We start from the raw sequence: 24,956 nt of genomic DNA, 5'->3' as shown, positions 1-24,956 counted from the left end.
GGGATTCACGCAGTCGAGGTCGTGTTGTAAGCGAAGTATCTCCTGAAGGATTGCGCGGTAGAGCTGTGAGTATGATGTTTCCCGTAGTTAGGGAAACTGAGAACGCGGAGCCAGTTGAAGTGCTTGAGGTTTGGAAAGGCGCAATTGTAGCGATGGATCCGACGGTTTCGTAGCGCTATTCATCGCGGTAATCGATCGCTAGTACTACGAATCCCATATCCGGCGTTGCGACGAACCGCGTAGTACGCGAAGCTATCGTGTGACCAAGCTTCCGGAATAAAGATTGAAGCGGTCGCCGCGCGCGAAGCCAACCAGCGCCATGCCGGTCTCCCGGGCGGTTTCCACGGCTAGGGAGGAAGCAGCTGAGACCGCAACGAGCATGCCGAAGCCGGCCATCGCCGCTTTGTTGACCAGCTCGAAACTGGCGCGCGAACTCATGACGAGAATGAGGTCACTGGCAGGCAGCATGCCTTCCATGAGCAGGTGGCCGATGACCTTATCGGCGGCGTTGTGGCGGCCGACGTCCTCGCGGACGACGATGGGCTCGCCGTCAAGAGTAAAGGCCCCGGCAGCGTGAATACCCCCGGTTTTGCGGAACTGTTTTTGCTCCGCCTTCAGAGCATCGGGAAGCTGAGCGACGACCCTCGGATCCACCGGCACGCGCGGAATCTCGTAGCGTGACTGCTTCATGAGTGCCTCGATGGAGGAGGTGCCACACACACCGCAGGCGGACGTGGTGGTGGTCAGACGCAGATCCGCGAGGGAAAGCGCATGGGGGTTGGCCAGTTCCACGTCGAGAAGGTTATAAGGATTGCGGCCATCCACGGACGCGCCGGCGCAGTAGCGAGCCTCCTGAACGTCGCTGACCTTCTCAATGTGTCCTTCGGAGTGGAGGAAGCCATGTGCCAGCTCGACGTCGTGTCCCGGCGTGCGCATCGTCGTCGTCAGCGTCTGCCCGCCCACGCGGATCTCCAGCGGCTCTTCGCCGGCGACGGTATCGCCGCGGGTATCTACCTGGGTGACCTGCCCGTTCTCATCGAGGCGCACCTTGGTTACGGCAAAGGTGGCGTTGATGCGCCCGCTCATCGGTTAAGGGCCTCCTTCAATGTGGCGATGTGAGCGCGGGCCTCCTCTGTGTCCTTAGACGCTAGGCCCACCAGGTAGGCCGTTAGGGGAGCGGCCGGCCGGGACTGGGTGTGGGCAACATCCTTGGTCAGATCCAGCAACTCCGTGACGAGGGCGGTGGCGTCGGCCGGGGAGACGTCGAGAAGCTCGGCGGCCTCCTGGAGCCACTGGTGGGCGGTGCGGATGGGGTCTGGTGTTTCACTCATGACTTCTCATGCTAACGCGTTTTGGAAAACAGCATGTCAACGGGTAGAGTAAGCCGACGGACTTGCATTTTTCCACTCCTGCGCCACGAAAACAGCGCAGGAGGTGCGGAAACGTGCCAAGCCGGAAGAATTGAACACATCTACTTTGTTGTAGGCCCCTCGCCGTAGATAGCGGACCGTTGTCTGTATCAAAGGGTGGCGAGCGCCTCGCGGTATTGACCGCGGGGAGCGTGAGTAGCCCGAAATCACACGGAAAACGCTTTGGTGAGCATTACGGGAACCGCAACGAGAAAGGTTACAGGTCACTCATATGACTATGACTGATCCTATTGCCGACATGCTGTCGCGCGTGCGCAACGCATCTAATGCGCACCACGACGTCGTGTCGATGCCGACCTCCAAGATCAAGGCGAACATCGCTGAGATCTTGAAGCAGGAAGGCTACATCGCTGACTACTCCGTCGAGGGCCACGAGCTGACCCTCGAGCTTAAGTACAACAACCGTGAGCGTTCCCTCTCGGGTCTGCGTCGCGTGTCTAAGCCGGGTCTGCGTGTGTACGCAAAGTCCACCGAACTGCCGCAGGTTCTGGGCGGCCTGGGCGTGGCCATCATTTCCACGTCTCAGGGTCTGCTTACCGACCGTCAGGCTCAGGAGAAGGGTGTAGGCGGAGAAGTTCTCGCCTACGTCTGGTAAGGGAGGATTGACACATGTCTCGTATCGGTCTAGCACCTATCGCCGTCCCGAAGGGCGTCGAGATCACCATCAACGGCCAGGTTGTCAACGTTAAGGGTTCCAAGGGCACCCTCGAGGTTGAGCTGCCGGAGCCGATCACCGCAGCCGTCGAGGACGATGAGATCAAGGTCTCCCGTCCGGATGACGACCGCAAGAACCGCGCCCTGCACGGTCTATCCCGCTCCCTGGTCAACAACGCCGTTGTTGGCGTGACCGAGGGCTACACCAAGAAGATGGAAATCTTCGGTGTCGGTTACCGTGTCCAGCAGAAGGGCAAGGACCTGGAGTTTTCTCTGGGCTACTCCCACCCGATCCTCATCGAGGCTCCGGAGGGCATCACCTTCGCTGTGGATGGCGCAACCAAGCTCTCCGTATCTGGTATTGACAAGCAACTGGTTGGACAGGTCGCCGCGTACATCCGCCGCCTGCGTAAGGACGATCCTTACAAGGGCAAGGGTATTCGCTACGACGGCGAGCAGGTCCGCCGCAAGGTCGGAAAGACGGGTAAGTAAGCAATGGCTAACACTGAAAACGCAAAGCGCACCCCGGTTGGCAAGGACATTTCCTCGCGTCGTCGTGAAGCACGCGCGCGCCGCCACTTCCGCATCCGTAAGACCCTCCGCGGCACCCCTGAGGCACCGCGTCTGGTCGTTCACCGCTCCTCCCGCCACATGCACGTCCAGGTCATCGACGACCTGGCCGGCCACACCCTGGCTGCAGCTTCCTCCATGGAAGCCGACGTGCGTGCACTCGAGGGCGATAAGAAGGCCAAGGCTGCCAAGGTAGGCCAGCTCATCGCTGAGCGCGCCAAGGCTGCTGGCATCGAGCAGGTCGTCTTCGACCGTGCAGGCTACAAGTACCACGGCCGCGTTGCTGCGCTGGCCGACGCCGCTCGCGAAGGTGGTCTGCAGTTCTAATGATTAAGGCATACGGAAACATCAACGGAAGGAACGCCTAATGTCGGACCGTGAACAGCGTGACGGCGGACGCTCCGCCGAGAACAACAACGACCGCAAGGGTCGCAACAACGGCCGTCGTAACGACCGCCGCAACCAGCAGGACAACGAGCGCGATAAGTACATCGAGCGCGTTGTGACCATCAACCGCGTCGCTAAGACCGTTAAGGGTGGCCGCAACATGTCCTTCACCGCTCTCGTCGTCGTTGGCGACGGCCAGGGCATGGTGGGCGTCGGCTACGGCAAGGCCAAGGAAGTCCCGGCCGCAATCCAGAAGGGTGCAGAAGAGGCTCGCAAGAACTTCTTCCGCGTCCCGATGATTGCTGGCACCATTACCCACCCGGTTGAGGGTCGCGACGCAGCTGGCATCGTCATGATGAAGCCGGCCGCTCCGGGTACCGGTGTCATCGCCGGCGGTGCTGCTCGTCCGGTGCTTGAGTGCGCTGGCGTGCAGGACATTCTGTCGAAGTCCCTGGGCTCCGACAACGCTCTCAACGTCGTCCGCGCTACCGTGGACGGCCTCAAGCAGCTGGTTCGTCCGGAGGAAGTTGCCGCACGTCGTGGCAAGTCCCTCGAGGACGTCGCACCGGCCCAGATGCTGCGCAAGCGCGCAGGTCAGGAGGCATAAGCAATGGCTCTGAAGATTACTCAGGTAAAGGGCCTTGTGGGCACCAAGCCGAACCACCGCGCAAACATGGAGTCGCTTGGTCTCAAGCGCATCGGTCACTCTGTAGTTAAGCAGGACACCCCGATCATCCGCGGTATGGTTCACAAGGTGCGTCACCTGGTCACCGTCGAAGAAGTGGCAGGGGAGTAAACTATGGCTGATATCATCAAGCTCCACGACCTGCGCCCGGCCGCAGGCTCCAATAAGCCCAAGACCCGCGTCGGCCGCGGTGAGGCATCCAAGGGTAAGACCGCTGGTCGCGGTACCAAGGGCACCGGTGCTCGTAAGCAGGTTTCCGCTGCTTTCGAGGGTGGCCAGATGCCGATCCATATGCGTCTGCCGAAGCTCAAGGGCTTCAAGAACCCGAACCACGTTGAGTACCAGGTAGTCAACGTTGCTGACCTCGCAGAGGCTTTCGCTAACGGTGGCGACGTCACCGTTGCGGACATCGTCGCTGCTGGCCTGGTTCGCAAGAACCAGCCGGTCAAGGTTCTGGGCAACGGCGACATCAACGTTAAGTTGAACGTCACCGCTGACAAGTTCTCCAAGTCTGCTGTCGAGAAGATCGAGGCTGCTGGCGGCACCGCCACCGCAACCAAGTAATTCTCTTACAGGCTCTGTGAGAGCCACTGCCCTCCCGGGCGCCACCTTTCGGTGGCCTTCGGGAGGGCTTCTGGCGTTTTTGGTCCTGGCCTAGGACACAAAGGGTATTAGTACCATTTGAAAGGCACCTTATGGCTTCAGTGTTATGCGATGACCTGGGGATTTACCCAGCGAGCCCCGCAAAAGGCATTAGTACCTTTTGAGGGGAACCTTATGGTCCAGATGTTATGCGATGACCAGGGCTTTGGCTGCGGGAGGCCCGCAAAAGGCATCTCTCAAAAGGTATTAATGCCTTTTGAGAGGAACCTTATGGTGAGAAATTTATGCGGGCCTAGTTGGTTGCATAAGGCGCGGCGGTGATGCTGAGGCACAGTATGCCGTGGTGATGCTGAGGCACAGCGTGCGGTGGGGCCGTTAGGCGTCGTTGACCGTCTTCTCGTAGAGGCCCGGGAAGCGATCATCAGGGTCGGTCACGGCCTTGATGCGCTCTGGCAGGTCGCCGCCATAGAGCTCCGCGAACTGCTCAGGGGAGTAGAAGGCCTCTGAGTACAGGGATTTATGTCCGCCGAGTTCGCTGACCTTGGCCTCGATGACGCGGTTGAAGGCGCCATTGCCAGGGGCCGAGGGATCGACGTGATTGCCCTCCACGCCGGACCAAAAACCGACGTTGATCCAGGTCTGTCCTGGGCGCAGGGGGTAGAGCGGCCACGGGGCCGGGGAATCAGCGGCAAGCGAGCCGGTGCCGATGAGGTCCTCGACGCCCTCGCGCAGCCGAATCGGACAGAGCCACACCGGTTGGATGTCGGAGGCTTGGAAGAACCAATCCAAGAATTTCGGCAGATTGTCCGGTGTGACTTCGATGTCCTGGACCACGCGCTCGCCGCGGGGCAGACCCTTCGGCTTCTTGATGAAGTTGTACTCCAGCTCGTACTTGCGGTCTAAGCGCACGAGCTTCCAGTAGAAGGAACTGCGGCGCAGCTGTCGCGGCCACACCTCGCGCACGCGCGGATTCTGCGCGCCGAACGCGCGGGAGCACCAGAACCAATCCGTATCCCAGCGCCAGATATAGTCGCGCACCGTGAGGCGGTCGCGGCGGATCCCGCTCTGGTGCTGGAGGCTGCGATAAAAGATTTTCTCCCGCGTGTAATCCGAGGTTGGCCCTTCCTCATCCGTAAAACGGGTCATGACGAGGTATGACTCCTCCGGTGAGAAGACCACGCCATCGAGACCGTGGACCTCGACGTCGTCGTAGGTGCGGGTGAGGGAGACGTCGTCAAGCGCGTGCGTGAGTGAGTTGAAGTCGTTGAAGCGCACCTGACGCAGCTCCACGTAGGGCTTGACCGCGCGCAGCTCAATCTTGAGGCGCACCGCATAGCCTAGAGAGCCGTAGGAGTTGGGGAAGAGGCGGAAGAGATCGACGTTCTCCTCGCGCGAGCACGTCACAATATCCCCGGTGCCGGTCAGGATATCCATCTCCAGGACGGATTCGTGGGGAAGGCCGTCGCGGAAGCTCGTGGACTCGACTCCCATGCCCGTCACCGCACCGCCGAGCGTAATGGTCTTGAGCTGCGGCACCACGAAGGGCATGAGCCCGTGCGGCAAGGTGGCGTCGACAAGGTCCTCGTAGGTGCACATGCCCTGGACCTCGGCGGTCTGTGCGATGGGATCGACCTCAATCACACCACCCAGACCGGAGACGTCCAGCCCCGCTTGCTCACCGCTGCGCCCGCGGAAGAGGTTCGAGGTTTTCTTGGCCAAACGTACGCGCTTATCCTTCGGCACCGCGCGGAAGCTACGCAGGAGCTTGTCGACGCCCTCCTCATGCGCCTTCCAGCCCACCGGCGGGACTTCGATTGCGTCGACGCTGCGATGATTGCGTATGAGATCGATCAACATAGAACTCCTTCAAGATTTAGAAGCGCGAATCTTCCCACCAGCGGCGCTCGGGCACGCCGGCGCGGGAGCCAGCATCGCCCAGTTTGACGCCCAAGAAGTGGTACAGGTTGATGATGTTGTGCTCGAAGCCCCACTCGGAGCCGGCCATGTAGATGGCCCACAGGCGGGCAGTGGGAAGGCCCACTAGCGAGCAGGCCTCCTCCCAGTTCTCCTTGAGGTTTTCGCACCAATCATGCAGCGTGCGCATGTAGTCGAAGCGGAGGGATTCCGTGTGGACGACTTCGAAACCGGCATCCTGCATGCACTTGGTAATGGTGCCGGAGCCGGAGAGCTCGCCATCGGGGAAGATGTAGCGGTCGATGAACCCGCCCTTCGGCGTCTTGTGGTTATCCGGGTAGGTGATGCAGTGGTTGAGCATGAGGCCGCCCGGCTTGAGCTTGCCGTGGAGGAAGCTGAAGAAGTCCGGGTAGTTCTTGACTCCGATGTGCTCGAGCAACCCGATGGCGGAGATGGCGTCGAAGCCTTCCTCGGTGACGTCGCGGTAATCCAGGAAGCGGATCTCCGCGAGATCTTCTAGGCCCTCCTCCTTGATCTTGGCCTGGCCCCACTCTGCCTGTTCCTTGGAGAGGGTGACTCCCAAGGACTTCACGCCGCGCTTGGCCGCGTAGCGCACCATGCCGCCCCAGCCGCAGCCGACGTCCAAGTGGCGGTCGCCTTCCTTGAGCCGCAGCTTGTCGAAGATGAGGCGGTACTTGTTTTCCTGGGCCTCGTCGAGCGTGGCGTCAGGGGAGGGGTAGTAGGCGCAGGTGTACGTCATCGAGTCGCCGAGGAAGAGCTCGTAGAAGTCGTTGCCCACGTCATAGTGATCGGAGATGACTTCTGCGTCGCGCTCCTTGGAGTGTTTGGACAGCCCCTCATGGAGCTTGCGGCGCAGCCACGAGGCACGCTCGACATCCGGGACCGGCTGGATTTGAAAAGCGCCCATCGAAGCCAAGGAACGCGCGACGCGAGCAAGGGTTTTCGCGTCCGGGCGGGAGAACTTGTCATACATTGCGTGCAAGGCGTCGAAGATGCCGTAGGGGTGTGCCGGGTGTTCCCCCTCGACGGTGATTCCGTCGGTGACGTAGGCGCGGGCGAAGCCTACATCGCCCGGGTGTGTGGCGATGTAGGCCAGACCCTGCAGGTTATTAATTTTGACGGTGAACTGCGCGTCGGCTGGGCCGGTTGCGGAACCGTCGAAAGCTTCCCAGCGGAAGGGGTTGGGGCTGGGAACGAAGGTATCGATGATCTCAGCCACGGTCATTGGGGAGAATCGCTTACTCATAAAACTACATACTACTTTCGGATTAAGGTTAGGCAGATAGAAGACGGCCATACTCTGTGGCGCCCCGGGGCGCCGCTTGAGAGGTCGAAAAGACGTAGAAATGTTGTAAGGACATTGCCTTAGGGCAACGCGGTCCATGGTAGGCCTCATGCGTCGATGGCGCTAAGGGGGAAACTAATCCGAGAAGGATAAGCCTGGTTTTCGCGGGGCCAATGTGGCGAAAGGGGGCGGGGCTGGTAGGGTAATGGGGTCAAAACTGTCCAAGCGTTCCTATGAAGGACCTTAAGAAGGTTCTTAACTTTTGGGAACAGATGAGATCCACCCCCGTGCGCGGCGAATTCGAACCGCACAGCAAGCGCGGTAGGCCAGGAGGATTGAGTAGTGTCCGCCATTTTGCAGGCTTTCAAAGATGCCGACCTGCGGAAGAAGATCATCTTCACGCTCGTGATGATTATTCTCTACCGTGTTGGCGCGCAGATCCCGTCGCCGGGCGTTGATTACGCCACCATCGCCGGTCGCCTTCGTGACCTTACGGAGGAGTCCGGAAACCTGTACTCGGTGATCAACCTGTTCTCCGGTGGTGCGCTGCTGCAGCTGTCGATCTTCGCCATCGGCATCATGCCGTACATTACGGCGTCCATTATCGTGCAGCTGCTCACCGTGGTTATTCCGCACTTCGAGCAGTTGAAGAAGGAGGGGCAGTCCGGTCAGGCGAAGATGACGCAATACACGCGTTACCTCACCCTCGCGCTGGCCCTGCTGCAGTCCGCGGGCATTGTGGCCTTGGCGGACCGCGAGCAGCTCCTGGGTCAGGGCGTGCGCGTCTTGGCGGAGGACCGTAACTTCTTCACCCTCGTCGTGCTCGTTATCACCATGACTTCTGGTGCAATCCTGGTGATGTGGATGGGTGAGCTGATTACGGAGAAGGGAATCGGCAACGGCATGTCGCTGCTGATTTTCGCCGGTATTGCTACCCGCCTTCCTACCGACGGCGTCAACATCTTCCAGAACAATGGTGGTCTGGTCTTCGCCATGGTTCTCACGGGCCTCATCGTTCTCGTCGCGGGCATTACCTTCATCGAGCAGGGTCAGCGCCGTATCCCGGTGCAGTACGCAAAGCGCATGGTGGGCCGCCGCCAGTACGGTGGCTCTTCCACCTACCTGCCGCTCAAGGTCAACCAGGCCGGCGTTATCCCGGTCATCTTCGCCTCCTCGCTGATCTACATGCCGGTGCTCATCACCCAGATCGTCAACTCCGGCTCCCCGGGTGTCTCCGATAACTGGTGGCAGCGCAACGTCATTGCTCACCTGCAAGCACCGAGCTCCTGGCAGTACATCGTCCTCTACTTTGTGCTCACCATCTTCTTCTCCTACTTCTACGTATCGGTTCAGTACGACCCTGCGGAACAAGCCGACAACATGAAGAAGTATGGTGGATTCATCCCGGGTATCCGCCCGGGCCGACCGACCGCCGAGTACCTAGGCTTCGTGATGAACCGCCTGCTGTTCGTCGGTTCGATCTACCTGGCGCTCATCGCTGTTCTGCCGAATATCCTCTTGGACCTCGGCGTGGGCACTGCAGGTGCCAGCGGCACCTCCGCCTTCGGTGGTACCGCCATCCTCATTATGGTCTCGGTTGCCTTGACTACGGTCAAGCAAATCGAGTCCCAGCTTCTACAATCCAACTACGAAGGACTGCTTAAGTAATGCGTTACGTACTCCTTGGCCCTCCCGGTGCCGGCAAGGGCACCCAAGCCGCCCTCCTCAGCGAGAAGCTCGGCGTTCCGCACATCTCCACCGGTGACCTCTTCCGCGCCAACATTGGTGAGGGCACCGCGCTTGGTGTAGAAGCCAAGTCCTACATCGATGCCGGCAAGCTGGTGCCGACTGACGTCACCGCCCGCATGGTAGAGGACCGCCTTAACCAGGATGACGCCAAGGAAGGTTTCCTCCTTGACGGCTTCCCGCGCACCGTGGAGCAGGCCGACATCCTGGCGAAGCTCCTTGACGACAAGGGCCTCAAGCTGGATGGCGTGTTGAACTTTGAGGTGTCCGAGGACGTCGTCGTCGAGCGCATGCTCGCCCGCGGTCGTGCAGACGACACCGAGGAGACCATCCGCACCCGCCTGGGCGTGTACCGCGAGGAGACCTTCCCGCTTATTGAGCACTACGGCGATGCCATCATCTCCGTGAAGGCTGAGGGTTCCGTTGAGGAGATCAACGAGCGCACCCTGAAGGCCATGGGCAAGTAATCTGCCTTTTAAGCCATGGCTTTTCGACGACGCACTAAAACCATCCCCGCCCGCACCCCAGGCGAGCTCGATGCCATGCAGGCGGCCGGCGAGATCGTCGGCCGCGCCCTGCAGGCGGTACGCGCTGCCGCAGCGGTGGGCGTGAGCACTCTGGAACTCGATGAGGTGGCCGAGCAGACCATCCGCGATGCCGGTGCCGTGCCCACCTTCAAAGGCTACGGCGGGTTCCCGGGTTCCATCTGCGCTTCCGTCAACGACGTCATCGTCCACGGCATCCCCAGCAAGGAAATGCTGCTGGCTGAGGGGGACCTTGTTTCCATCGACTGCGGTGCCACTCTCGACGGCTGGGTGGGGGATAGTGCGTGGACGTTTGGCGTCGGTAAGCCCAGCGCCGAAGCGCAGGCGCTGAGCGACGCCACCGAATGGGTCCTCCACGAGGGCCTCAAGGCGATGGTTCCGGGCAACCGGCTGACCGACGTCTCCGCTGCCCTCGAGCAGGCGACTTACCGCGCCGAGGATAAATTCGGCGTCGAGCTCTTTATCGTCGATGGCTACGGCGGCCACGGCATCGGCCGAGAGATGCACGAGGAGCCCTACCTGGCCAACGAAGGCAAGGCAGGGCGCGGTCCCCTCATCCAGGAAGGTTCCGTGTTGGCCATCGAGCCGATGCTGACCCTGGGTACTGAGGACAGCGAGGTCTTAGAGGATGACTGGACCGTGGTAACCCTCGATGGCTCGTGGTCGGCGCACTGGGAGCACACCGTCGCGGCGACGGAGAATGGTCCCCGAATCCTGACCCCGCGCTACTAAAACACGTCTTTCGGGTAGGAAATCATGGTCGGAAGGTTTATACTTCTTGCCATGTCTAAAATTCGCTCCCGCGCTGGTGCTCGCTCCCTACGCCGAGCCACCGCAATCGGCCTTCTGACCGCTACTCTCTCGGTCGCCCCGGCCGCACATGCACAGACGGTCCCCTCTATTGATTCCCTGTCCTCCAACGTCCAGTCCCAGCTTGATGAGTTCGCTGGCCAGACCCGTGAGAACGCGTGGGCTAGCCGCAACCAAATGCTGGAAGCGCTGCAGAATGTTAACCCGCAGGCAGTCGATGCTCTTCGCCCAGTAATCGATGGCGCTATTGAGCTCGTCTTCCCGGGCCTCATCGAGCAGAAGAACGCGGAGATTCGCGCTGCTCGTGAAGCTGAGGAGCGCGCCCACGCTGAGCAGATTGCTCGCGAGAAGGCCGCCGCTGAGGAAGCCGCGCGCAAGGCTGAGGCTGAGCGTCAGGCGCAGCGCTTCGATGTTGGCCCGTGCCCGGCAGATGCGCGTATCTGCGTGGACCGCGATGGCCGCCGTACCTGGCTGCAGGACGGCAACGGCAACGTCACCTACGTTGCGCAGGGCATGTCCACCGGTAAGCCGGGTGAGGAAACCCCGGCCGGCACGTACTACATCAACCGTAAGGTGAAGGACGAGATCTCGTGGGAATTCGGTAACGCACCGATGCCTTACGCAATGTACTTCACGAACAACGGCCACGCCTTCCACGAGGGCTCCCCGGCCTACCAGTCCAATGGCTGCGTGCGCCTGACCCACCAGGATGCCGTGCGCTACTGGAATGATGTGCCGATGGGCTCCAAGGTCTTCATCTACTAGGACGTAGCGGTGGGCAAGCCACCGCTAGACACCATTTGCCTCCCGCGCTTTAGTGCGACGGGAGGTTTCTGTATTTGGAAAACCCGTTCTCGCAGCGTATGCTTTAGTGCTGGTGTCTGTACGCAGCCGGATTGGCTGCTGAGGACACCAGGCAGTAGACACCAAACATGCAGGTGGAGGCGTCGCCAAGCGTGGCGAAAAGAACTCCATCAGAAAAGTAGAGGTTATGGCTAAGGAAGGCGCAATCGAGGTTGAGGGTCGCATCGTCGAACCCCTGCCCAACGCAATGTTCCGCGTCGAGCTCGACAACGGGCACAAGGTTCTTGCCCACATCTCGGGCAAGATGCGTCAGCACTACATCCGCATCCTCCCAGAGGATCGCGTTGTTGTGGAGCTGTCTCCTTATGACCTGACCCGCGGACGCATCGTCTACCGCTACAAGTAAAGACTGTAAGCCTCCTCACCCACGGGACGCGCCCTTCGTGCGTCCTTTTTTACCTCAGGCTGCGATGGCCTGAGCCCACGCTGCTAAGCATGCCCACAGTTTCCCCGGCACGGCCCGGGTCGAAGCGTATGCGTGGCGGGGGACGGATGAGGAGAAAACCATCGTAACAACCCGAAAGGACTAGCCATATGGCACGTCTAGCTGGTGTTGACCTCCCGCGCAACAAGCGCATGGAGGTTGCTCTCACCTACATCTACGGCATCGGGCCTTCCCGTGCCAAGGAACTGCTGGAAAAGACCGGCATTTCTCCCGACCTGCGCACCGACAACCTCGACGACGATCAGCTGTCGGCGCTGCGTGACGTCATTGAAGCTACCTGGAAGGTCGAGGGTGACCTCCGCCGCCAGGTTCAGGCTGACATTCGTCGCAAGATTGAAATCGGTTGCTACCAGGGCATCCGCCACCGTCGCGGCCTGCCCGTTCGTGGTCAGCGCACCAAGACCAACGCTCGTACGCGCAAGGGTCCGAAGAAGACGATCGCAGGAAAGAAGAAGTAAAACATGCCACCCAAGACTCGTTCCGGCGCGCGCCGTGGTGGTCGTCGCGTCGTAAAGAAGAACGTGGCCGCTGGCCACGCATACATCAAGTCCACCTTCAACAACACCATCGTGTCCATCACGGACCCGCACGGTGCTGTCATCTCTTGGGCATCCTCCGGCCACGTCGGCTTCAAGGGGTCCCGTAAGTCCACCCCGTTCGCAGCGCAGATGGCTGCTGAGAACGCGGCCCGCAAGGCCATGGACCACGGTATGAAGAAGGTTGACGTTTTCGTCAAGGGTCCGGGCTCCGGCCGCGAGACCGCCATCCGTTCCCTGCAGGCTGCAGGCCTCGAGGTTTCCTCGATCACGGATGCCACCCCACAGCCGCACAACGGCTGCCGTCCGACCAAGCGTCGCAAGGTTTAAGGGAAAGGAAGAGGTAAGAAAATGGCTCGTTATACTGGCCCCGCTACCCGCGTATCCCGCCGTCTGCGCGTCGACCTGGTCGGCGGCGACATGGCATTTGAGCGTCGCCCGTACCCTCCGGGACAGGCTGGCCGCAACCGCATCAAGGAATCTGAGTACCTGCTGCAGCTCCAGGAGAAGCAGAAGGCAAAGTACACCTACGGTGTGCTGGAGCGTCAGTTCCGCCGCTACTACGCCGAGGCTAACCGTCTCCCGGGCAAGACCGGTGACAACCTCGTCGTTCTGCTCGAGTCCCGTCTCGACAACGTGATCTACCGCGCAGGTCTGGCCAACACCCGCCGCCAGGCTCGCCAGCTTGTCTCCCACGGTCACTTCACCGTGAACGGCAAGAAGATCAACGTTCCGTCCTTCCGCGTTACGCAGTATGACATCATCGATGTTCGTGAGCGTTCCCAGAAGATGGAATGGTTCGAAGAGGCTCAGGACCGCCTGGTTGACGCCAACGTTCCGGCGTGGCTGCAGGTCGTTCCGGACACCCTGCGCATCCTCGTGCACCAGCTGCCCGAGCGCGCTCAGATCGACGTTCCGCTGCAGGAGCAGCTCATCGTCGAGCTTTACTCGAAGTAATCCTTCGACACTTTCATCTTTACCCCTTCTACCGGCGTCAAATAGCGGGCGCCGACAAGGAGAAACTCCATGCTTATTTCCCAGCGTCCTCAGCTCACCGAGGAATTCATCGACTCGTCTCGCTCTAAGTTCGTTATCGAGCCGCTCGAGCCGGGCTTCGGTTACACCCTCGGTAACTCGCTTCGTCGCACGCTGCTTTCGTCCATCCCGGGCGCGGCAGTAACCTCCATCAAGATTGACGGTGTGCTCCACGAGTTCACCACCATCAATGGTGTGAAGGAAGACGTTTCCGAAATCATCCTTAACGTCAAGGGTCTGGTTCTGTCTTCCGACTCCGACGAGCCGGTGGTCATGTACCTGAGCAAGGAAGGCCCGGGTGAGGTCACTGCAGGCGATATCCAGCCGCCGGCCGGCGTGGAGATCCACAACTCGGATCTGCACATCGCATCGCTGAATGAGTCCGCCAAGCTGGAGATGGAACTCGTCGTCGAGCGCGGCCGTGGCTACGTCCCGGCTGCCGCCACCTCGGGAGAAATCGGCCGCATTCCGGTCGACCAGATTTACTCCCCGGTGCTGAAGGTCTCTTACAAGGTCGAAGCTACTCGTGTTGAGCAGCGCACTGACTTTGACAAGCTGATCATCGACGTCGAGACTAAGAACTCGATTTCCGCACGCGACGCCCTGGCTTCCGCCGGCGGCACCCTGGTCGAGCTCTTCGGCCTGGCTCGCGAGCTGAACACCGCTGCTGAGGGCATTGAGATTGGCCCGTCCCCGCAGGAGACGGAGTACATCGCCGCCTACAGCATGCCGATCGAGGATCTGAACTTCTCCGTCCGCTCCTACAACTGCCTGAAGCGCCAGGAGATCCACACCGTCGGTGAGCTCGCTGAGTGCACCGAATCGGACCTGCTGGATATCCGCAACTTCGGTCAGAAGTCGATCAACGAGGTAAAGATCAAGCTGGCTAACCTGGGCTTGGCCCTCAAGGACACCCCTGAGGACTTCGACCCGACCCAGCTCGAAGGCTACGACGCAGAGACCGGCGACTTCAAGGACCCGGCTTCCGACGATTCCGAGTAAAGAATTCCACTGAATCGTGACGGCGCGGCTTTTTGCGCCCCGTCGCGCGCTCAATTAATCCGCACACGAGGAGTACATAATGCCTACCCCCAAGAAGGGTCCGCGTCTCGGCGGCTCCGCCAGCCAGCAGAAGCACCTGCTGAGCAACATGGCAGCGAGCCTGTTCGAGCACGGCGCAATCAAGACCACCGACGCTAAGGCGAAGCTGCTTCGTCCTTACGCCGAGAAGATCATCACCAAGGCGAAGGCCGGCACCGTTGCTGACCGTCGCGCAGTTCTCAAGCTCATCCCGCACAAGGATGTTGTTGCCTACCTCTTCGACGAGCTGGCACCGAAGTTTGAGAACCGTGAGGGTGGCTACACCCGCATCATCAAGCTGGACAACCGCTCCGGCGACAACGCCCCGATGTCCCAGATCTCCCTCGTTCTCGAGGAGACCGTGACCTCTGAGGCTAACCGCGCTACCCGCGCTGCTGCTTCCAAGCAGGCCGAGGAAGCTAAGGCTGAAGAGGCTGAGGTTGAGTCCGCTGAGGCTACCGAGGCTGAGGAGACCACCGAGGAGAAGTAGTTCTTCTTAGGTCTTAAGGGCCCGCGTTCACCACTGTAGTGGGGCGCGGGCCTTTGTCGTTTTCTACGGGCCACGCGCAGAGAGGGGAGCCGTGTTGGGGGTGTACCGTTTTAACAAATAAGGGTCCAAAAATTCCACTTTTCAGGCCACTATTTGTTAAAACGGACCACGGACGCAGTCCCCACGGCACGTCGAGCGCACGGTATCATCAACCCCCATGAGTGAAAGCGTTCGTCTGCGATTGGACTTGGCCTATGACGGCACTGACTTCCACGGGTGGGCCCGGCAGAAGGACGGCCTTCGCACGGTGCAGCAGACCATCGAGGAGAAGCTGGCTATGGTCTTGCGCCACCCGGTGGAGCTCACGGTGGCTGGGCGCACCGACGCGGGCGTGCATGCCAGCGGTCAGGTGGCGCACTTCGACACCACTCGCGCCGCACTAAGTCAGCGCAGCATCGATGGCGATCCCGCCAAACTGGTCCGGCGCTTGGCCAAGCTGCTGCCGGTCGACGTCCGCGTGCACGCCTGCACCGAGGTGTCGCACGATTTCGACGCACGTTTTTCCGCCCTGCGCCGCCATTACGTCTACCGCATCACCACTCATCCGCGCGGCGCGCTGCCGACCCGCGCTCGGGACACCGCAACGTGGCTCAAGCCGGTGGACCTGGACCTAATGCAGGCCGCCGCCGATCAGTTGGTGGGTCTCAACGATTTCGTGGCCTTCTGCAAGGCCAAGCCACACGCCACGACCATCCGCGAGTTGCTCGCCTTCGAGTGGAAGGACGTCTCAACGCCCGCAGAACCGAAGCTTTATGAGGCACACGTTAGCGCCGATGCCTTCTGTTGGTCCATGGTGCGCTGCCTCGTGGGATGCTGCCTGCGAGTGGGCGAAGGTTCCCGCGATGTGGAGTTCGCGGCCCAGATGCTTCAGGAAACCAGCAGGTCCTCCCAGATTCCCCTCGCCCCGGCCGCGGGGCTGAGCCTGGTTGGCGTGGACTATCCCGACGCAGACCAATTGGCTGCACGCGCGAAGATGACTCGCAGCCGTCGCGCTGCGGAAAACACGGAGTTGGGTTAATCTAGACCCCACTGCACCAGGGAGGGGGGTGCACTGATTCGGGGAGGATTCTCATGGCACGCGCGTTGCCTACTACCAAGGCCCAGGTATCGGGCCACAAGTTCTTGTTGCGCCGGCTCGAGCACGGCCTAGTTTTCGGCGATATCAGGATGATCCATGATCCGCTGAAACGGCGCCGGCGCGCACTGCTCGGTGGAGTAGCCGCAGTCGCATTCCTTAGCCTCGGTTCGGGGCTCATTGCGTGGATGCAACCGGATCCGCAACCCGGGGATGCGCCCGTGGTCCGCTCTGCGGAGGGACAGCTTTTAGCACTGGTCAATGGCACCTACCACCCGGTGGCTAACCTGGCGTCGGCCCGGCTCATTGCCAACGAAGCGGTGGAGCCACATGCGGCCGGGGATAGCTTTCTAGACCAGATAAGCTTAGGCACACCGCTGGGGATTGCCGATGCCCCGGACCTCCTTGCCGCTGCGACAGGGGAGGAGCCAAGCTGGTCAGCCTGCCTGGAGGAATCCACCCAAGGGGAGAACTGGCAGTCCAGCAGTCGCGTCGGCACCGTGACCGTGGTGGCGCACCACGCCGTTCCCGGGTTCGACGAAGAGCATGCCGCCGTGGCGGAATCCGAGGGCACGCAGTGGTTGCTCACCGGCCAAGGGCGCGTCGTGTTGCCCGAGGCCACGAGCACGCAAGGCAGGGTACTGCGCCGCGCCTTGGGGATGACCGCGGAGACGGCGGTGTGGAGCGTGCCCGCGGAGTTACTCAATGCCTTCGCCGAACTGGAGCCGCTGAGTTTCCCAGCCGCGCCACCAGAGATTCTGGATACCGGCGAACAGCTGTGGGCGCGAACGGAGCAGGGCGTTTTCGCCATCACTCCCACCCAGGCGGAGATGCTCGTCGGCATGGGCGCGCAGCGTTTGCCGGCACAGTCGCAGGAGGTAGCCGCGCTTGGCGACGTCCCACCGACCTTCAACCTCCCGGCTACCCGCATGGACTTCCTGTCTCCTGAGCAGGGCTGGTTGTGCGCGACGCACCAGCATGGAGCCGGTATGACGCGCCCGGTGTCAGCCACCGTGGACTTGCCGGGTGATTCGGCGGCGCAGCGTTTCGCCGGTCTGCGGGCGGGCGTGGGCGTAGACAGCGGGCATGGTTATCACGTGGTCTCTGCCACCGGCAGGCGCTACGAGCTGGCTAGCGCCGGGGAGCTAAACGCGCTGGGCCTGGGGGAACCGGAGCAGGTGCCGTGGGAGATTCTGCGTCTGCTGCCGGAAGGTTCTGCCTTGAGCCGCGCGGAGGCCTTAAAGAATGAGCACTGATAACAGCCACGAGGACGAGGAACCCCAGGGCCCCGAGGAGTAGGCGCACCATAGGCCAGCCTTGGGCGGCCGGTGCTGTCAGTGGTGTCACCGCAAAGGAACGCTCCTCGCGGGTTTCGGCCGCAGGACGAAAGGTCACCGCGGTGAGGGGATCGACCACCCCGTGGCCGGGCTCGGCGGAATCGATGACGCGTTGGCGCAGCTGCGCCGGGGACTCGTCGGGGTAGCGCTGCACCAACAGAGCGAGCGTTCCGCTGACCAGCGGCGCGGCGAAGGATGTGCCCTGAAAGAGAGTATCCCCCTTGGCACTGGCCCAGCCGCCGCCGGGTTCCAAGGCGAGGGGGACGTTGCCCTCTGCGCTGAGAGGTGCAGCGATGGAGTAATCCGCAAGGTCGTACGGGGTGGCTAGGGCGCCAACCGCGAGGACAGTATCCGCCACGGCGGGGAAGACCACATCACCTTGTTCACAGCCACCGGATGTCGCGTTTCCCGACGCCGCCACCACCACCGCCCCAGCGTCCTCCGCGCGCTGCAGCGCTGCGTCCAAGCCCGATCGATCCACCCGTGAGGCGGCATCCGGCGGGACGCAGGACACGACGGAGACGTTGATGACCTGAGCTCCCGCGTTCACGGCATCCTCGATGGCAGCAGCCAGGCTGGCCAGCGTTCCGGAACCGTGGTCTTCCTCCGCTGAACCATCGGCCCCTGCCGAGTTATCCGGCGCCGGTTGCCTGAAATGCGAACTGGTTTGCCGGATGGCGTAGATTTCCGCATCCGGGGCCACGCCGAGCTCTCTTCCTGCGATGACCCCGGCCACCACCGTGCCGTGCAGGTCACAGTCTCGCAGCGGGTCGGGCTCGTCTGGGGTTACGAAGTCCGCTCCCGGTGTCACGCGCAGCTGGGGGTGCGCGGCCACTCCGGTGTCGATGACCGCGACCTTCACCCCGGCACCCGTGGCAAAAGAATGCAGCCGCGCGCGATAGTCCGAGTATTGCGCGGAAGGCTGCGGCCCTGCCGCGGCGAGGGTAGCCTCCGCGCACGCGGTGTCTGGCTCGCGGGCAGCAGCTACCGGCCCGGGCAACACACAGGACCCCCACGCCAGACCAGCGCCAAGAGCAGCGCTGGCGGCGCCGATTCTAATTAGAGCTATCATGAGCCCAGCCCCCTAATGAACTCGAAGAGCCCAGCCAGGTGTGCGGCGAGCGGCAAACACGCAGCCAGTGCGAGGGCTTCGGCGCGCTCGAACCACACGATGGTGGTCGGCTCAATCTGCCGTAGTTTGCCTGCCCACACCGGTACTGACAGCATGGCCACAACGATGAGCCCCGCGATGACGCTGAGCACCCATGTTTCCGTGGTTGGCGCGGAAAGCAGCTGCCACTCGCGCAGCGGCACAGCCACCGCGGAACACGCAGCGGCGAGGCCATAGATTCCCAGTGCCCACGCAGCAATGGGCCGGGCATGGCGTGCTGCATGCACGATGACCCCGCCAGCGATACTTACACACAGCGCTTGGGAGGCCCCCTGGGTTGCCGCCGCGTTGGCGTTTAATGCGATGAGGAGCAGGGCAGGGATGCCCGCCACCGCGCAGCCCACCGCGATGCCCTCGTAGGCCTGCCCGGCGCGCCGGGCAGCGAGCGCGTTATCGGTGGGTACCTCGTCCGAGATGCTTAAGTCTTGCCCGGCGGTGGGAAGCTGCGGCACGCGCAAACCCGCCAGCCGCGTGGTCAGCAGGGGAGCGCCCGCCAACAGGCCCACGGTGGCTGCGAGGAGCGGGGCGGGGCCGAGGAGACCGACGAGCACGAGCAGGCACCACGTCGCGGCAGTAGCCCGGTCCCGCAGCCCGCCGATGCGTACCAGGTGGGAGAGCACCGCCGTCGCACCGACGGCGGTCGCGGCCCCCACGACGGGTGCCGCCGACACCGCGGTACCTGCAGGTCCAGCGACAAATGCTGCGCCAGTGGCTAACCCGCCCGCCAGCCCCGCGGCGACGTGCGCGGTGGCGAGCAGAGATCCTCGCCGCGTCCATACCGCAAGAACGAGGGCGAGGAGTGCAGTGGCGGCGCAGCCGACCGTGGGGGACAGTGTTGCGGCAAGGAGCCCACCGCCGGCGATAAGGCCCGCCACACCCCACAGCCCAGCCAGGCCAGAAAGCTGCGTGGCGGAGACATCGGCGGCTAATGCTTCCGCGGCGTCGCGCACGATGGGTGCCGGCGCCGGTGCATCCGGGCTAAGCACCAGCACGGAGCCTTCTTCTACGCTGGTGCGATCCAGTGGCGTGGTCATCGATATGGTCTTGCCCGCCGCGGTAGTGGCGCGCCACAGGATGGGTGCTGGGGGAACGTCGACAAGCACGAGCAGCTCCCCCAGCACCTCCCCGAGGCTGGACGAAAGCGGCAGTGAGATATCCGCTTCTTTGCGGGTCTGGCCTGCGTGGATACGGACGGTGACACGGACAGAATGCGCGAGTGCGCGAGTCATGGAAAATACCTCCCCCGAGAAAAATTTCTGGGCAACCCCTTGCCCATTGCCTCACATTGTGGCTTACTGGTGGCACGCTGTCCACCGCTTAAGGAGGCGGTGGAGTACTTCGGGGGGAAGGACTTTGACATGCGCGTACCTACACGCGTCGTTGACACCGGGCTGTCGTCATATCGGGAACCAGCGCCACCACTGCCGCAAGGCAGCATTGATGCCGAGGCCGTGCCGGAGGCGGCCCGTGCCCAGCCCGTTCCGTTGGTTCGCCTGCTTATGCCGCTGGTCATGATCGCGGCCATGGTGGGCATGGTGGCGCTCATGGTTCTCGGCGCGGGTGATGCGCGCCGGATAAGCCCCATGAGCCTCATGTTCCCGCTCATGATGCTGGCCAGCATGGCGATGATGTTCAACCCGCAGGGAGGCGGGCAGGATCCGGACGAAACTCGCCGGACGTACCTGCGTCACCTCAAGGCGCTGCGCGAGGAGGCGCTGGAGCGCGCGGCGGCGCAGCGCGCGCATGAGGAACACCGCAATCCGGCGCCTGGGCAGCTCGGCGCGTTGATTCCGACGTCGCGCCTCTGGGAGCGGGATGCGGATGCCCCGGATGCGCTGGAGGTGCGGGTGGGCACCGGGCCGATGGCACTGTGCACGCCGATCAATGTTCCAGATTCGGGTGCCGCGGAAGACCTCGACCCAGTGTGTGCGGTGAGCCTGCGCCAGACCGTGCGCGCGGTGGGAACGCTGGCGGATATGCCGGTGGTCATCCAGCTCCAAGCCTTCCCTATCGTGGGGCTGGCCGGTGCGGATGCGCACGGTATGGCCCGCGCGCTGCTGTTGCACCTGGCGGTACTGCATGGCCCGGAAACCGTGGGCATTGAGTACCACGGGGAGAGCTGGGAGTGGCTGAAGTGGCTGCCGCACTCGAGGGATCCGGAGAGCGCTCAGTTTCGTATCCGCGTCGTGGAGGAGGACCACCGGCATCGCGGTGTACTGGACAAAGAGGGAGCGCCGGGGGACGCCCCGACGACCACCATCGCCGTGGGTGTCACACCTCATTCGCTGCTGGGCCGCCGTGCGGAGGACGAAGGCATTTACCTGCGGGCGGAAGGCGCGCTGTCCGTGGTTACCGCCGCGGGGGAGGAGGAGCTGGGCAGCTGCGCGCTTATCGACGTTTCCACGGCCCTCCTCCACGCCCGCACGCTTGCGCCCTATCATCGCCCCTTCGGCGGCGATGCTCCGGCAACGCCACGGCACGGTCGCGATGCAGACCTCCCTGTGCTGCTGGGCTACCGGGACGTGGATGTGCTGCAGGCCTCCGGCATGTGGCATGGCCGCAGCCCGGTCGAACGCCTGCGCGTGCCCATCGGTGTGGACGAGTCCGGGCAGGCGGTGGTGCTCGACCTGAAGGAGTCGGCGCAGGGCGGCATGGGCCCGCATGGGCTGTGCATCGGTGCTACGGGCAGCGGAAAATCGGAGCTGCTCAGGACACTCGTCGTGGCCTTAGCCGCCACGCATAGCCCGGAGGAGCTCAACCTCGTGCTCGTGGACTTCAAAGGTGGGGCGACCTTTCTCGGCTGCGAGGAGCTGCCGCACACCTCCGCCGTGATTACCAACCTGGAGGAGGAATCTACCCTGGTGGAGCGCATGTACGATGCCATCTCCGGGGAGATGAACCGCCGCCAAGAGCTGTTGCGCAAGGCCGGCAACTTTGCCAATGTGGGCGAGTTCAACGCCTCCGCTTCCGCGGTGGCGGAGCACGGACCGCTGCCGGCGCTGGTCATCGTGGTGGACGAGTTCTCGGAACTGTTGGGCCAGCACCCGGACTTCGCCGAGCTCTTTGTCGCAGTGGGAAGGCTCGGCCGCTCACTGCACGTGCACCTGCTGCTGGCCTCCCAGCGCCTAGAAGAAGGGCGCCTACGGGGATTGGATTCGCACCTGTCCTACCGTATTGGCCTGAAGACATTCTCCGCCGGGGAGTCCCGCCAAGTCCTCGGTGTGCCCGACGCCTACCACCTCCCCGCCCAGCCGGGAGCCGGCTACCTCAAAACCGATGCCGATGCCCCCACACGGCTCCAGGCCTCCTATGTATCCGGCCCAGTGACGCGCCGGGTAGCCCTAGAAGATGATGCTTCCGCACAGCACACGGCGCGCCTGGAGCTTTTCACCGGGCACCGCGCTGCGGTAGAGGACGTGGACTATGCGGTACTCGTGGATTCCTCGAGCACCCTCCTGGACACCGTGGTGGCTGCTGCCCGGGACGAAGCCGCCGGGCGTGGCCAGTCAGCGCGGCGAATCTGGCTGCCGCCCTTGCCGGCCGTGGTGGAGCTGTCCAGTGTCGCCGCTGTGCAGGTAGAACCGCCCGGTGCGGGCGGCGGGCTGTGCGCCGAGGTGGGGCTTATCGACCGCCCCTATCACCAGCGCCAAGACCCGCTCACCGTGGACTTCACGACGGGTGGCGGGCACCTGGCGCTGTGCGGTGGGCCGCAGTCGGGCAAGTCAATGGCGCTGCGCAGTATCGCCTCCGGGATGGCCCTGCGGCACTCGCCGGATCAGGTGCGCTTTTATGTCATTGACTTGGGCGGCGGGCAACTGCAGGTTCTGGAACGGCTGCCCCACGTGGCCGGGGTGGCCGGCCGCGAGGAACCGGAGAAGGTACGGCGCATCGTCGACGAAGTCGCTGGCCTCGTGCGTCGCCCGGAATCCCGCCACACCTTCCTGATTGTGGATGGCTGGCACCACATTGGCACCTCTGGGGCGGATTTTGAAGATCTCGCCGAGCCGATTACCCAGCTGGTCGCAGATGGTGCGTCTTCCCACGTTCACGTCCTGATCGCGGCGGCGCGGTGGACCAGCCTGCGGCCGTCAATCCGGGACCTTATCGCGGCGCGCCTCGAGCTGCGTCTGGGTGAAGCCATGGATTCCCTCATTGACCGCAAAGCACAACAAAAACTCCCGGCAGCGCCCGGTCGGGGCATCACGCTGGCGGGGGAGAACCTGCTCTTCGCTGCGACGTCCCCGCAGGATATCGCTCATATCTGCGGAGTGCATGCGGACGCCCAGCCGGTCCCGCCGTTGAAGATGCTGCCCGCCCTGCTCACCGAGCTTCCACAACCGGCCGGCAGCCCACCGGCCGGGGTGGCTTGGGGAATTGGCGGGCCGGACCTGGACCTTCTGACGTGGGATCCGACCACGCAGCCCCACCTCGTGTGCATTGGTTCTCAAGGTTCCGGTAAGTCGCAGTTCCTCAGCGTGATTCTCGCCGGTATCAGCCAACTGAACCGGGAGGAAGCCCGCCTCGTGGTTATCGATGAGCGCCGGGCACATTTGGGGACGCTGGATGAGGAGATGGTGGCGGTCTACGGGGCGTCGGCAAGCGCAGCCACCCAGGCCATCCTCGATACCGTCCGCACCTTAGAGCAGCGCCTCCCCGGCCCCGAGGTCACTCCCGCGCAGTTGGCCGCGCGAAGCTGGTGGGAGGGGCCGGATATTTACCTTGTCATCGATGATCTCGACTTGGTCAGCGACATTGCCCTGGCACCACTTGTGGAGATTCTCCCGCACGCCCGCGATGTGGGCCTGCACCTAGTGCTCGCGCGCAAATCAGGAGGAATCGGGCGCGCGCTGTTTGGGCAGTTCCTCTCGGCAGTGCGCGACCTGCAGCCAGCACTGCTGCTTCTCGACGCCGACCGCGACGAAGGCGCCATCTTCGGCATCAAACCGGTAGCGCTGCCGCCCGGCCGCGGCCAATGGGTCGTGCGTGGGGCACCCCAAGGCCTGGCACAGGTGTATGTGCCGGACACCGACACACCAGAAGAACCACCACACACCACATCCAGCAAGGGAGATAACCAATGACCGCGACTCATGCACTGCGCACACCGTCGACTACGCCAGAGACCGCACTCGTTATCACGGTGCTCGACGCCGCCACGATCTATGAGGGGCCGGAGACGATCTACCGCTATGACCTACCCGGCACTGGCATCGCCGAAGGCTGGGCGCTCGACGCCGTCCTTGACCAGGCAGAAAAGGTCTGCGGGGCGGAGTGGCCGGAGGTAAGCGCCGAGGTGGTAGCGGATCCATCCGGTACGGACATCACTGACGAGGCAGTGAGCATCCTGCGCCGCCAACTGACCGGCGCGGGCGCGACGGTAGTGGAAACAGAACCATCGCCGCCCGTGGTGGAACAAACACCGACTCTTACAAGGGCGGTTGTGGACGGGCACGACGAGGGCCATGCAGACACCGTGACAGCTGAGCGGCCGCGAGCCACGCGCGCGCGACGCTCCCATCGCGCGACACCACACCGCCTTTCTGCGCTCGTGGGAGGCATCGACCCCTTCTATATCGCCATTGCGGTCATGGTGCTCGTCGTGGCCGGGGTGTCCTGGTGGGCCGTGGGACGCAAAGACGCAGCCTTAGCAGCCGCGACACCACACCAGACGGCGGTAAGTACTTCCAGTGCTGCCCATTCGCCGGGTACGGCCCCGACCCAGAGCTCGGACGCGCCGACTGAGGAGGGCGGGACGCAAGGCTCGCCCGGGGATACCGGCAGTGCGCAGCTGCGTCCGGGCCAACAAGCCATCGACGTGGAAGGGATGTCCTTGGTCTTGCCACAGGGTTTTCGTACCAGCGTGGAAGATGGGCTCGTTACCGCGGCCGGTGAGGATCCCAACCTGCGGATCCTTGTCGCTGCAGATCCGCTTTTCAACGTGCCCGTTGACGTCCTTTTTGCGGAGATCAAGGAGCAGATCGAATCCGATCCCGCCCTCCGTGATCCGGTAGAGGAGTCCGGGCGGCTGACCTATACCGAAGACCCCGGCGATGGCTCGCGGGTGACCTGGATGATGTGGGAGGACAAAGGCCACCAGATGTCCGTGGGCTGCCACACCAAGTTCGAGCCCAACGTGGTGCAGAAGGCAGCGTGCCGAATGGCGGCGGAATCGCTGGTTAAGAAGGACTAAGCAGCGGCAAGCCAGAAAAATTA

The 24,956-nt window shown here is 62.9% G+C and carries 25 protein-coding genes and 1 pseudogene; 20 read left to right on the top strand and 6 right to left on the bottom strand.

Going from position 1 to position 24,956, the window contains the following annotated elements:
* Window positions 1–252: 252 nt before the first annotated feature.
* Together fdhD and HMPREF2565_RS11405 are read right to left on the bottom strand one after the other, a co-directional pair.
* A complete protein-coding gene (fdhD, locus tag HMPREF2565_RS11410; RefSeq protein WP_071407392.1) occupies window positions 253–1,086 on the bottom strand; it encodes a formate dehydrogenase accessory sulfurtransferase FdhD in 834 nt (277 codons plus the stop codon).
* The gene (locus HMPREF2565_RS11405; RefSeq protein WP_049157331.1) at window positions 1,083–1,331 is read right to left on the bottom strand and encodes a DUF6457 domain-containing protein; all 249 of its coding nucleotides are present in this window, start codon (window positions 1,329–1,331) and stop codon (window positions 1,083–1,085) included. Before HMPREF2565_RS11405 ends, fdhD begins: the two co-directional genes overlap by 4 nt.
* Window positions 1,332–1,641: 310 nt before the next feature.
* On the opposite strand from HMPREF2565_RS11405, the gene rpsH reads away from it, so the two are divergent.
* The 6 genes from rpsH to rplO are packed head-to-tail and all read left to right on the top strand — an operon-like array spanning window position 1,642 to window position 4,290.
* Window positions 1,642–2,025: a 30S ribosomal protein S8 gene (gene rpsH, locus HMPREF2565_RS11400; protein ID WP_049157329.1), complete on the top strand. Its 384-nt coding sequence runs from the start codon at window positions 1,642–1,644 to the stop codon at window positions 2,023–2,025.
* A 14-nt stretch (window positions 2,026–2,039) separates the two neighbouring features.
* Window positions 2,040–2,576: a 50S ribosomal protein L6 gene (rplF, locus tag HMPREF2565_RS11395; RefSeq protein ID WP_049157327.1), complete on the top strand. Its 537-nt coding sequence runs from the start codon at window positions 2,040–2,042 to the stop codon at window positions 2,574–2,576.
* 3 nt (window positions 2,577–2,579) lie between these two features.
* On the top strand, window positions 2,580–2,981 hold the full coding sequence (rplR, locus tag HMPREF2565_RS11390) for a 50S ribosomal protein L18 (protein WP_046648465.1): 402 nt from the start codon (window positions 2,580–2,582) through the stop codon (window positions 2,979–2,981).
* Window positions 2,982–3,021: 40 nt separating this feature from the next.
* Window positions 3,022–3,648, top strand: coding sequence for a 30S ribosomal protein S5 (gene rpsE, locus HMPREF2565_RS11385; RefSeq protein ID WP_046648464.1), 627 nt, complete (start codon window positions 3,022–3,024; stop codon window positions 3,646–3,648).
* Window positions 3,649–3,651: 3 nt separating this feature from the next.
* A complete protein-coding gene (gene rpmD, locus HMPREF2565_RS11380; RefSeq protein WP_010189565.1) occupies window positions 3,652–3,837 on the top strand; it encodes a 50S ribosomal protein L30 in 186 nt (61 codons plus the stop codon).
* 3 nt (window positions 3,838–3,840) lie between these two features.
* Entirely contained in the window at window positions 3,841–4,290 is a 450-nt protein-coding gene (rplO, locus tag HMPREF2565_RS11375) for a 50S ribosomal protein L15 (protein ID WP_070511323.1), read from the top strand.
* Between the two features lie 414 nt (window positions 4,291–4,704).
* Here rplO and HMPREF2565_RS11370 read toward each other — a convergent pair whose 3' ends face one another.
* On the bottom strand, window positions 4,705–6,186 hold the full coding sequence (locus HMPREF2565_RS11370; protein ID WP_071407391.1) for an FAD-binding oxidoreductase: 1,482 nt from the start codon (window positions 6,184–6,186) through the stop codon (window positions 4,705–4,707).
* A gap of 16 nt (window positions 6,187–6,202) precedes the next feature.
* Window positions 6,203–7,510 (bottom strand): class I SAM-dependent methyltransferase, encoded by a 1,308-nt coding sequence (locus tag HMPREF2565_RS11365; protein WP_049156992.1) that lies wholly within the window; start codon window positions 7,508–7,510, stop codon window positions 6,203–6,205.
* 381 nt (window positions 7,511–7,891) lie between these two features.
* On the opposite strand from HMPREF2565_RS11365, the gene secY reads away from it, so the two are divergent.
* The 12 genes from secY to eccB all read left to right on the top strand — a co-directional run bounded on the left by secY (window position 7,892) and on the right by eccB (window position 17,491).
* Window positions 7,892–9,217 carry a preprotein translocase subunit SecY gene (secY, locus tag HMPREF2565_RS11360; RefSeq protein WP_046648460.1) on the top strand — a complete coding sequence of 442 codons (1,326 nt, stop codon included), beginning with the start codon at window positions 7,892–7,894 and terminating at the stop codon, window positions 9,215–9,217.
* Window positions 9,217–9,762, top strand: coding sequence for an adenylate kinase (locus tag HMPREF2565_RS11355; RefSeq protein WP_049156993.1), 546 nt, complete (start codon window positions 9,217–9,219; stop codon window positions 9,760–9,762). Before secY ends, HMPREF2565_RS11355 begins: the two co-directional genes overlap by 1 nt.
* Before the next feature lie 15 nt (window positions 9,763–9,777).
* A complete protein-coding gene (gene map / locus HMPREF2565_RS11350) occupies window positions 9,778–10,572 on the top strand; it encodes a type I methionyl aminopeptidase (protein ID WP_049156995.1) in 795 nt (264 codons plus the stop codon).
* 51 nt (window positions 10,573–10,623) lie between these two features.
* A complete protein-coding gene (locus HMPREF2565_RS11345; protein ID WP_070511331.1) occupies window positions 10,624–11,415 on the top strand; it encodes a L,D-transpeptidase in 792 nt (263 codons plus the stop codon).
* 226 nt (window positions 11,416–11,641) lie between these two features.
* The gene (gene infA / locus HMPREF2565_RS11340; RefSeq protein ID WP_003854422.1) at window positions 11,642–11,860 is read left to right on the top strand and encodes a translation initiation factor IF-1; all 219 of its coding nucleotides are present in this window, start codon (window positions 11,642–11,644) and stop codon (window positions 11,858–11,860) included.
* Window positions 11,861–12,048: 188 nt separating this feature from the next.
* Complete coding sequence (gene rpsM, locus HMPREF2565_RS11335) at window positions 12,049–12,417, top strand: 30S ribosomal protein S13 (protein WP_039673764.1); 369 nt, start codon at window positions 12,049–12,051, stop codon at window positions 12,415–12,417.
* A 3-nt stretch (window positions 12,418–12,420) separates the two neighbouring features.
* The gene (rpsK, locus tag HMPREF2565_RS11330; RefSeq protein WP_010189540.1) at window positions 12,421–12,825 is read left to right on the top strand and encodes a 30S ribosomal protein S11; all 405 of its coding nucleotides are present in this window, start codon (window positions 12,421–12,423) and stop codon (window positions 12,823–12,825) included.
* 21 nt (window positions 12,826–12,846) lie between these two features.
* Window positions 12,847–13,452 carry a 30S ribosomal protein S4 gene (rpsD, locus tag HMPREF2565_RS11325; protein WP_010189536.1) on the top strand — a complete coding sequence of 202 codons (606 nt, stop codon included), beginning with the start codon at window positions 12,847–12,849 and terminating at the stop codon, window positions 13,450–13,452.
* Window positions 13,453–13,521: 69 nt separating this feature from the next.
* A complete protein-coding gene (locus HMPREF2565_RS11320) occupies window positions 13,522–14,532 on the top strand; it encodes a DNA-directed RNA polymerase subunit alpha (RefSeq protein WP_010189530.1) in 1,011 nt (336 codons plus the stop codon).
* Between the two features lie 79 nt (window positions 14,533–14,611).
* Window positions 14,612–15,100 carry a 50S ribosomal protein L17 gene (gene rplQ, locus HMPREF2565_RS11315; RefSeq protein ID WP_070680573.1) on the top strand — a complete coding sequence of 163 codons (489 nt, stop codon included), beginning with the start codon at window positions 14,612–14,614 and terminating at the stop codon, window positions 15,098–15,100.
* A 217-nt stretch (window positions 15,101–15,317) separates the two neighbouring features.
* A complete protein-coding gene (truA, locus tag HMPREF2565_RS11310; RefSeq protein ID WP_071407390.1) occupies window positions 15,318–16,178 on the top strand; it encodes a tRNA pseudouridine(38-40) synthase TruA in 861 nt (286 codons plus the stop codon).
* 53 nt (window positions 16,179–16,231) lie between these two features.
* A complete protein-coding gene (eccB, locus tag HMPREF2565_RS11305) occupies window positions 16,232–17,491 on the top strand; it encodes a type VII secretion protein EccB (RefSeq protein WP_071407389.1) in 1,260 nt (419 codons plus the stop codon).
* Between the two features lie 184 nt (window positions 17,492–17,675).
* Here eccB and HMPREF2565_RS13550 read toward each other — a convergent pair.
* Together HMPREF2565_RS13550 and eccD are read right to left on the bottom strand one after the other, a co-directional pair.
* A pseudogene (locus HMPREF2565_RS13550) lies at window positions 17,676–18,644 on the bottom strand (S8 family serine peptidase); the annotation flags it as partial.
* Window positions 18,641–19,972 carry a type VII secretion integral membrane protein EccD gene (eccD, locus tag HMPREF2565_RS11300; protein ID WP_071407388.1) on the bottom strand — a complete coding sequence of 444 codons (1,332 nt, stop codon included), beginning with the start codon at window positions 19,970–19,972 and terminating at the stop codon, window positions 18,641–18,643. The pseudogene HMPREF2565_RS13550 and the gene eccD, both read right to left, overlap by 4 nt.
* Before the next feature lie 129 nt (window positions 19,973–20,101).
* Here eccD and eccCa point away from each other — a divergent pair, with 129 nt between their 5' ends.
* Both eccCa and HMPREF2565_RS11290 read left to right on the top strand, forming a co-directional pair.
* Window positions 20,102–23,824, top strand: a complete 3,723-nt coding sequence (gene eccCa, locus HMPREF2565_RS11295; protein ID WP_210385906.1) for a type VII secretion protein EccCa — start codon at window positions 20,102–20,104, stop codon at window positions 23,822–23,824.
* Window positions 23,821–24,933, top strand: a complete 1,113-nt coding sequence (locus HMPREF2565_RS11290) for a type VII secretion-associated protein (protein WP_071407386.1) — start codon at window positions 23,821–23,823, stop codon at window positions 24,931–24,933. The genes eccCa and HMPREF2565_RS11290 overlap by 4 nt, the downstream gene beginning before the upstream one ends.
* Window positions 24,934–24,956: the final 23 nt, after the last annotated feature.

It is taken from the genome of Corynebacterium sp. HMSC072A04 (genome assembly GCF_001809235.1).
GTDB classification, from domain to species: domain Bacteria; phylum Actinomycetota; class Actinomycetes; order Mycobacteriales; family Mycobacteriaceae; genus Corynebacterium; species Corynebacterium hiratae.
Note: the sequence above shows the minus strand (reverse complement) of the source record. Positions and strands in the feature narration are given on the sequence as shown.

Excerpts from the sequence above, each read along its gene's own strand:
- fdhD (WP_071407392.1), bottom strand. The coding sequence starts at position 1,086 with ATGAGCGGGCGCATCAACGCCACCTTTGCCGTAACCAAGGTGCGCCTC.
- HMPREF2565_RS11405 (WP_049157331.1), bottom strand. The coding sequence starts at position 1,331 with ATGAGTGAAACACCAGACCCCATCCGCACCGCCCACCAGTGGCTCCAG.
- rpsH (WP_049157329.1), top strand. The coding sequence starts at position 1,642 with ATGACTATGACTGATCCTATTGCCGACATGCTGTCGCGCGTGCGCAAC.
- rplF (WP_049157327.1), top strand. The coding sequence starts at position 2,040 with ATGTCTCGTATCGGTCTAGCACCTATCGCCGTCCCGAAGGGCGTCGAG.
- rplR (WP_046648465.1), top strand. The coding sequence starts at position 2,580 with ATGGCTAACACTGAAAACGCAAAGCGCACCCCGGTTGGCAAGGACATT.
- rpsE (WP_046648464.1), top strand. The coding sequence starts at position 3,022 with ATGTCGGACCGTGAACAGCGTGACGGCGGACGCTCCGCCGAGAACAAC.
- rpmD (WP_010189565.1), top strand. The coding sequence starts at position 3,652 with ATGGCTCTGAAGATTACTCAGGTAAAGGGCCTTGTGGGCACCAAGCCG.
- rplO (WP_070511323.1), top strand. The coding sequence starts at position 3,841 with ATGGCTGATATCATCAAGCTCCACGACCTGCGCCCGGCCGCAGGCTCC.
- HMPREF2565_RS11370 (WP_071407391.1), bottom strand. The coding sequence starts at position 6,186 with ATGTTGATCGATCTCATACGCAATCATCGCAGCGTCGACGCAATCGAA.
- HMPREF2565_RS11365 (WP_049156992.1), bottom strand. The coding sequence starts at position 7,510 with ATGAGTAAGCGATTCTCCCCAATGACCGTGGCTGAGATCATCGATACC.
- HMPREF2565_RS11355 (WP_049156993.1), top strand. The coding sequence starts at position 9,217 with ATGCGTTACGTACTCCTTGGCCCTCCCGGTGCCGGCAAGGGCACCCAA.
- map (WP_049156995.1), top strand. The coding sequence starts at position 9,778 with ATGGCTTTTCGACGACGCACTAAAACCATCCCCGCCCGCACCCCAGGC.
- HMPREF2565_RS11345 (WP_070511331.1), top strand. The coding sequence starts at position 10,624 with ATGTCTAAAATTCGCTCCCGCGCTGGTGCTCGCTCCCTACGCCGAGCC.
- infA (WP_003854422.1), top strand. The coding sequence starts at position 11,642 with ATGGCTAAGGAAGGCGCAATCGAGGTTGAGGGTCGCATCGTCGAACCC.
- rpsM (WP_039673764.1), top strand. The coding sequence starts at position 12,049 with ATGGCACGTCTAGCTGGTGTTGACCTCCCGCGCAACAAGCGCATGGAG.
- rpsK (WP_010189540.1), top strand. The coding sequence starts at position 12,421 with ATGCCACCCAAGACTCGTTCCGGCGCGCGCCGTGGTGGTCGTCGCGTC.
- rpsD (WP_010189536.1), top strand. The coding sequence starts at position 12,847 with ATGGCTCGTTATACTGGCCCCGCTACCCGCGTATCCCGCCGTCTGCGC.
- HMPREF2565_RS11320 (WP_010189530.1), top strand. The coding sequence starts at position 13,522 with ATGCTTATTTCCCAGCGTCCTCAGCTCACCGAGGAATTCATCGACTCG.
- rplQ (WP_070680573.1), top strand. The coding sequence starts at position 14,612 with ATGCCTACCCCCAAGAAGGGTCCGCGTCTCGGCGGCTCCGCCAGCCAG.
- truA (WP_071407390.1), top strand. The coding sequence starts at position 15,318 with ATGAGTGAAAGCGTTCGTCTGCGATTGGACTTGGCCTATGACGGCACT.
- eccB (WP_071407389.1), top strand. The coding sequence starts at position 16,232 with ATGGCACGCGCGTTGCCTACTACCAAGGCCCAGGTATCGGGCCACAAG.
- eccD (WP_071407388.1), bottom strand. The coding sequence starts at position 19,972 with ATGACTCGCGCACTCGCGCATTCTGTCCGTGTCACCGTCCGTATCCAC.
- eccCa (WP_210385906.1), top strand. The coding sequence starts at position 20,102 with ATGCGCGTACCTACACGCGTCGTTGACACCGGGCTGTCGTCATATCGG.
- HMPREF2565_RS11290 (WP_071407386.1), top strand. The coding sequence starts at position 23,821 with ATGACCGCGACTCATGCACTGCGCACACCGTCGACTACGCCAGAGACC.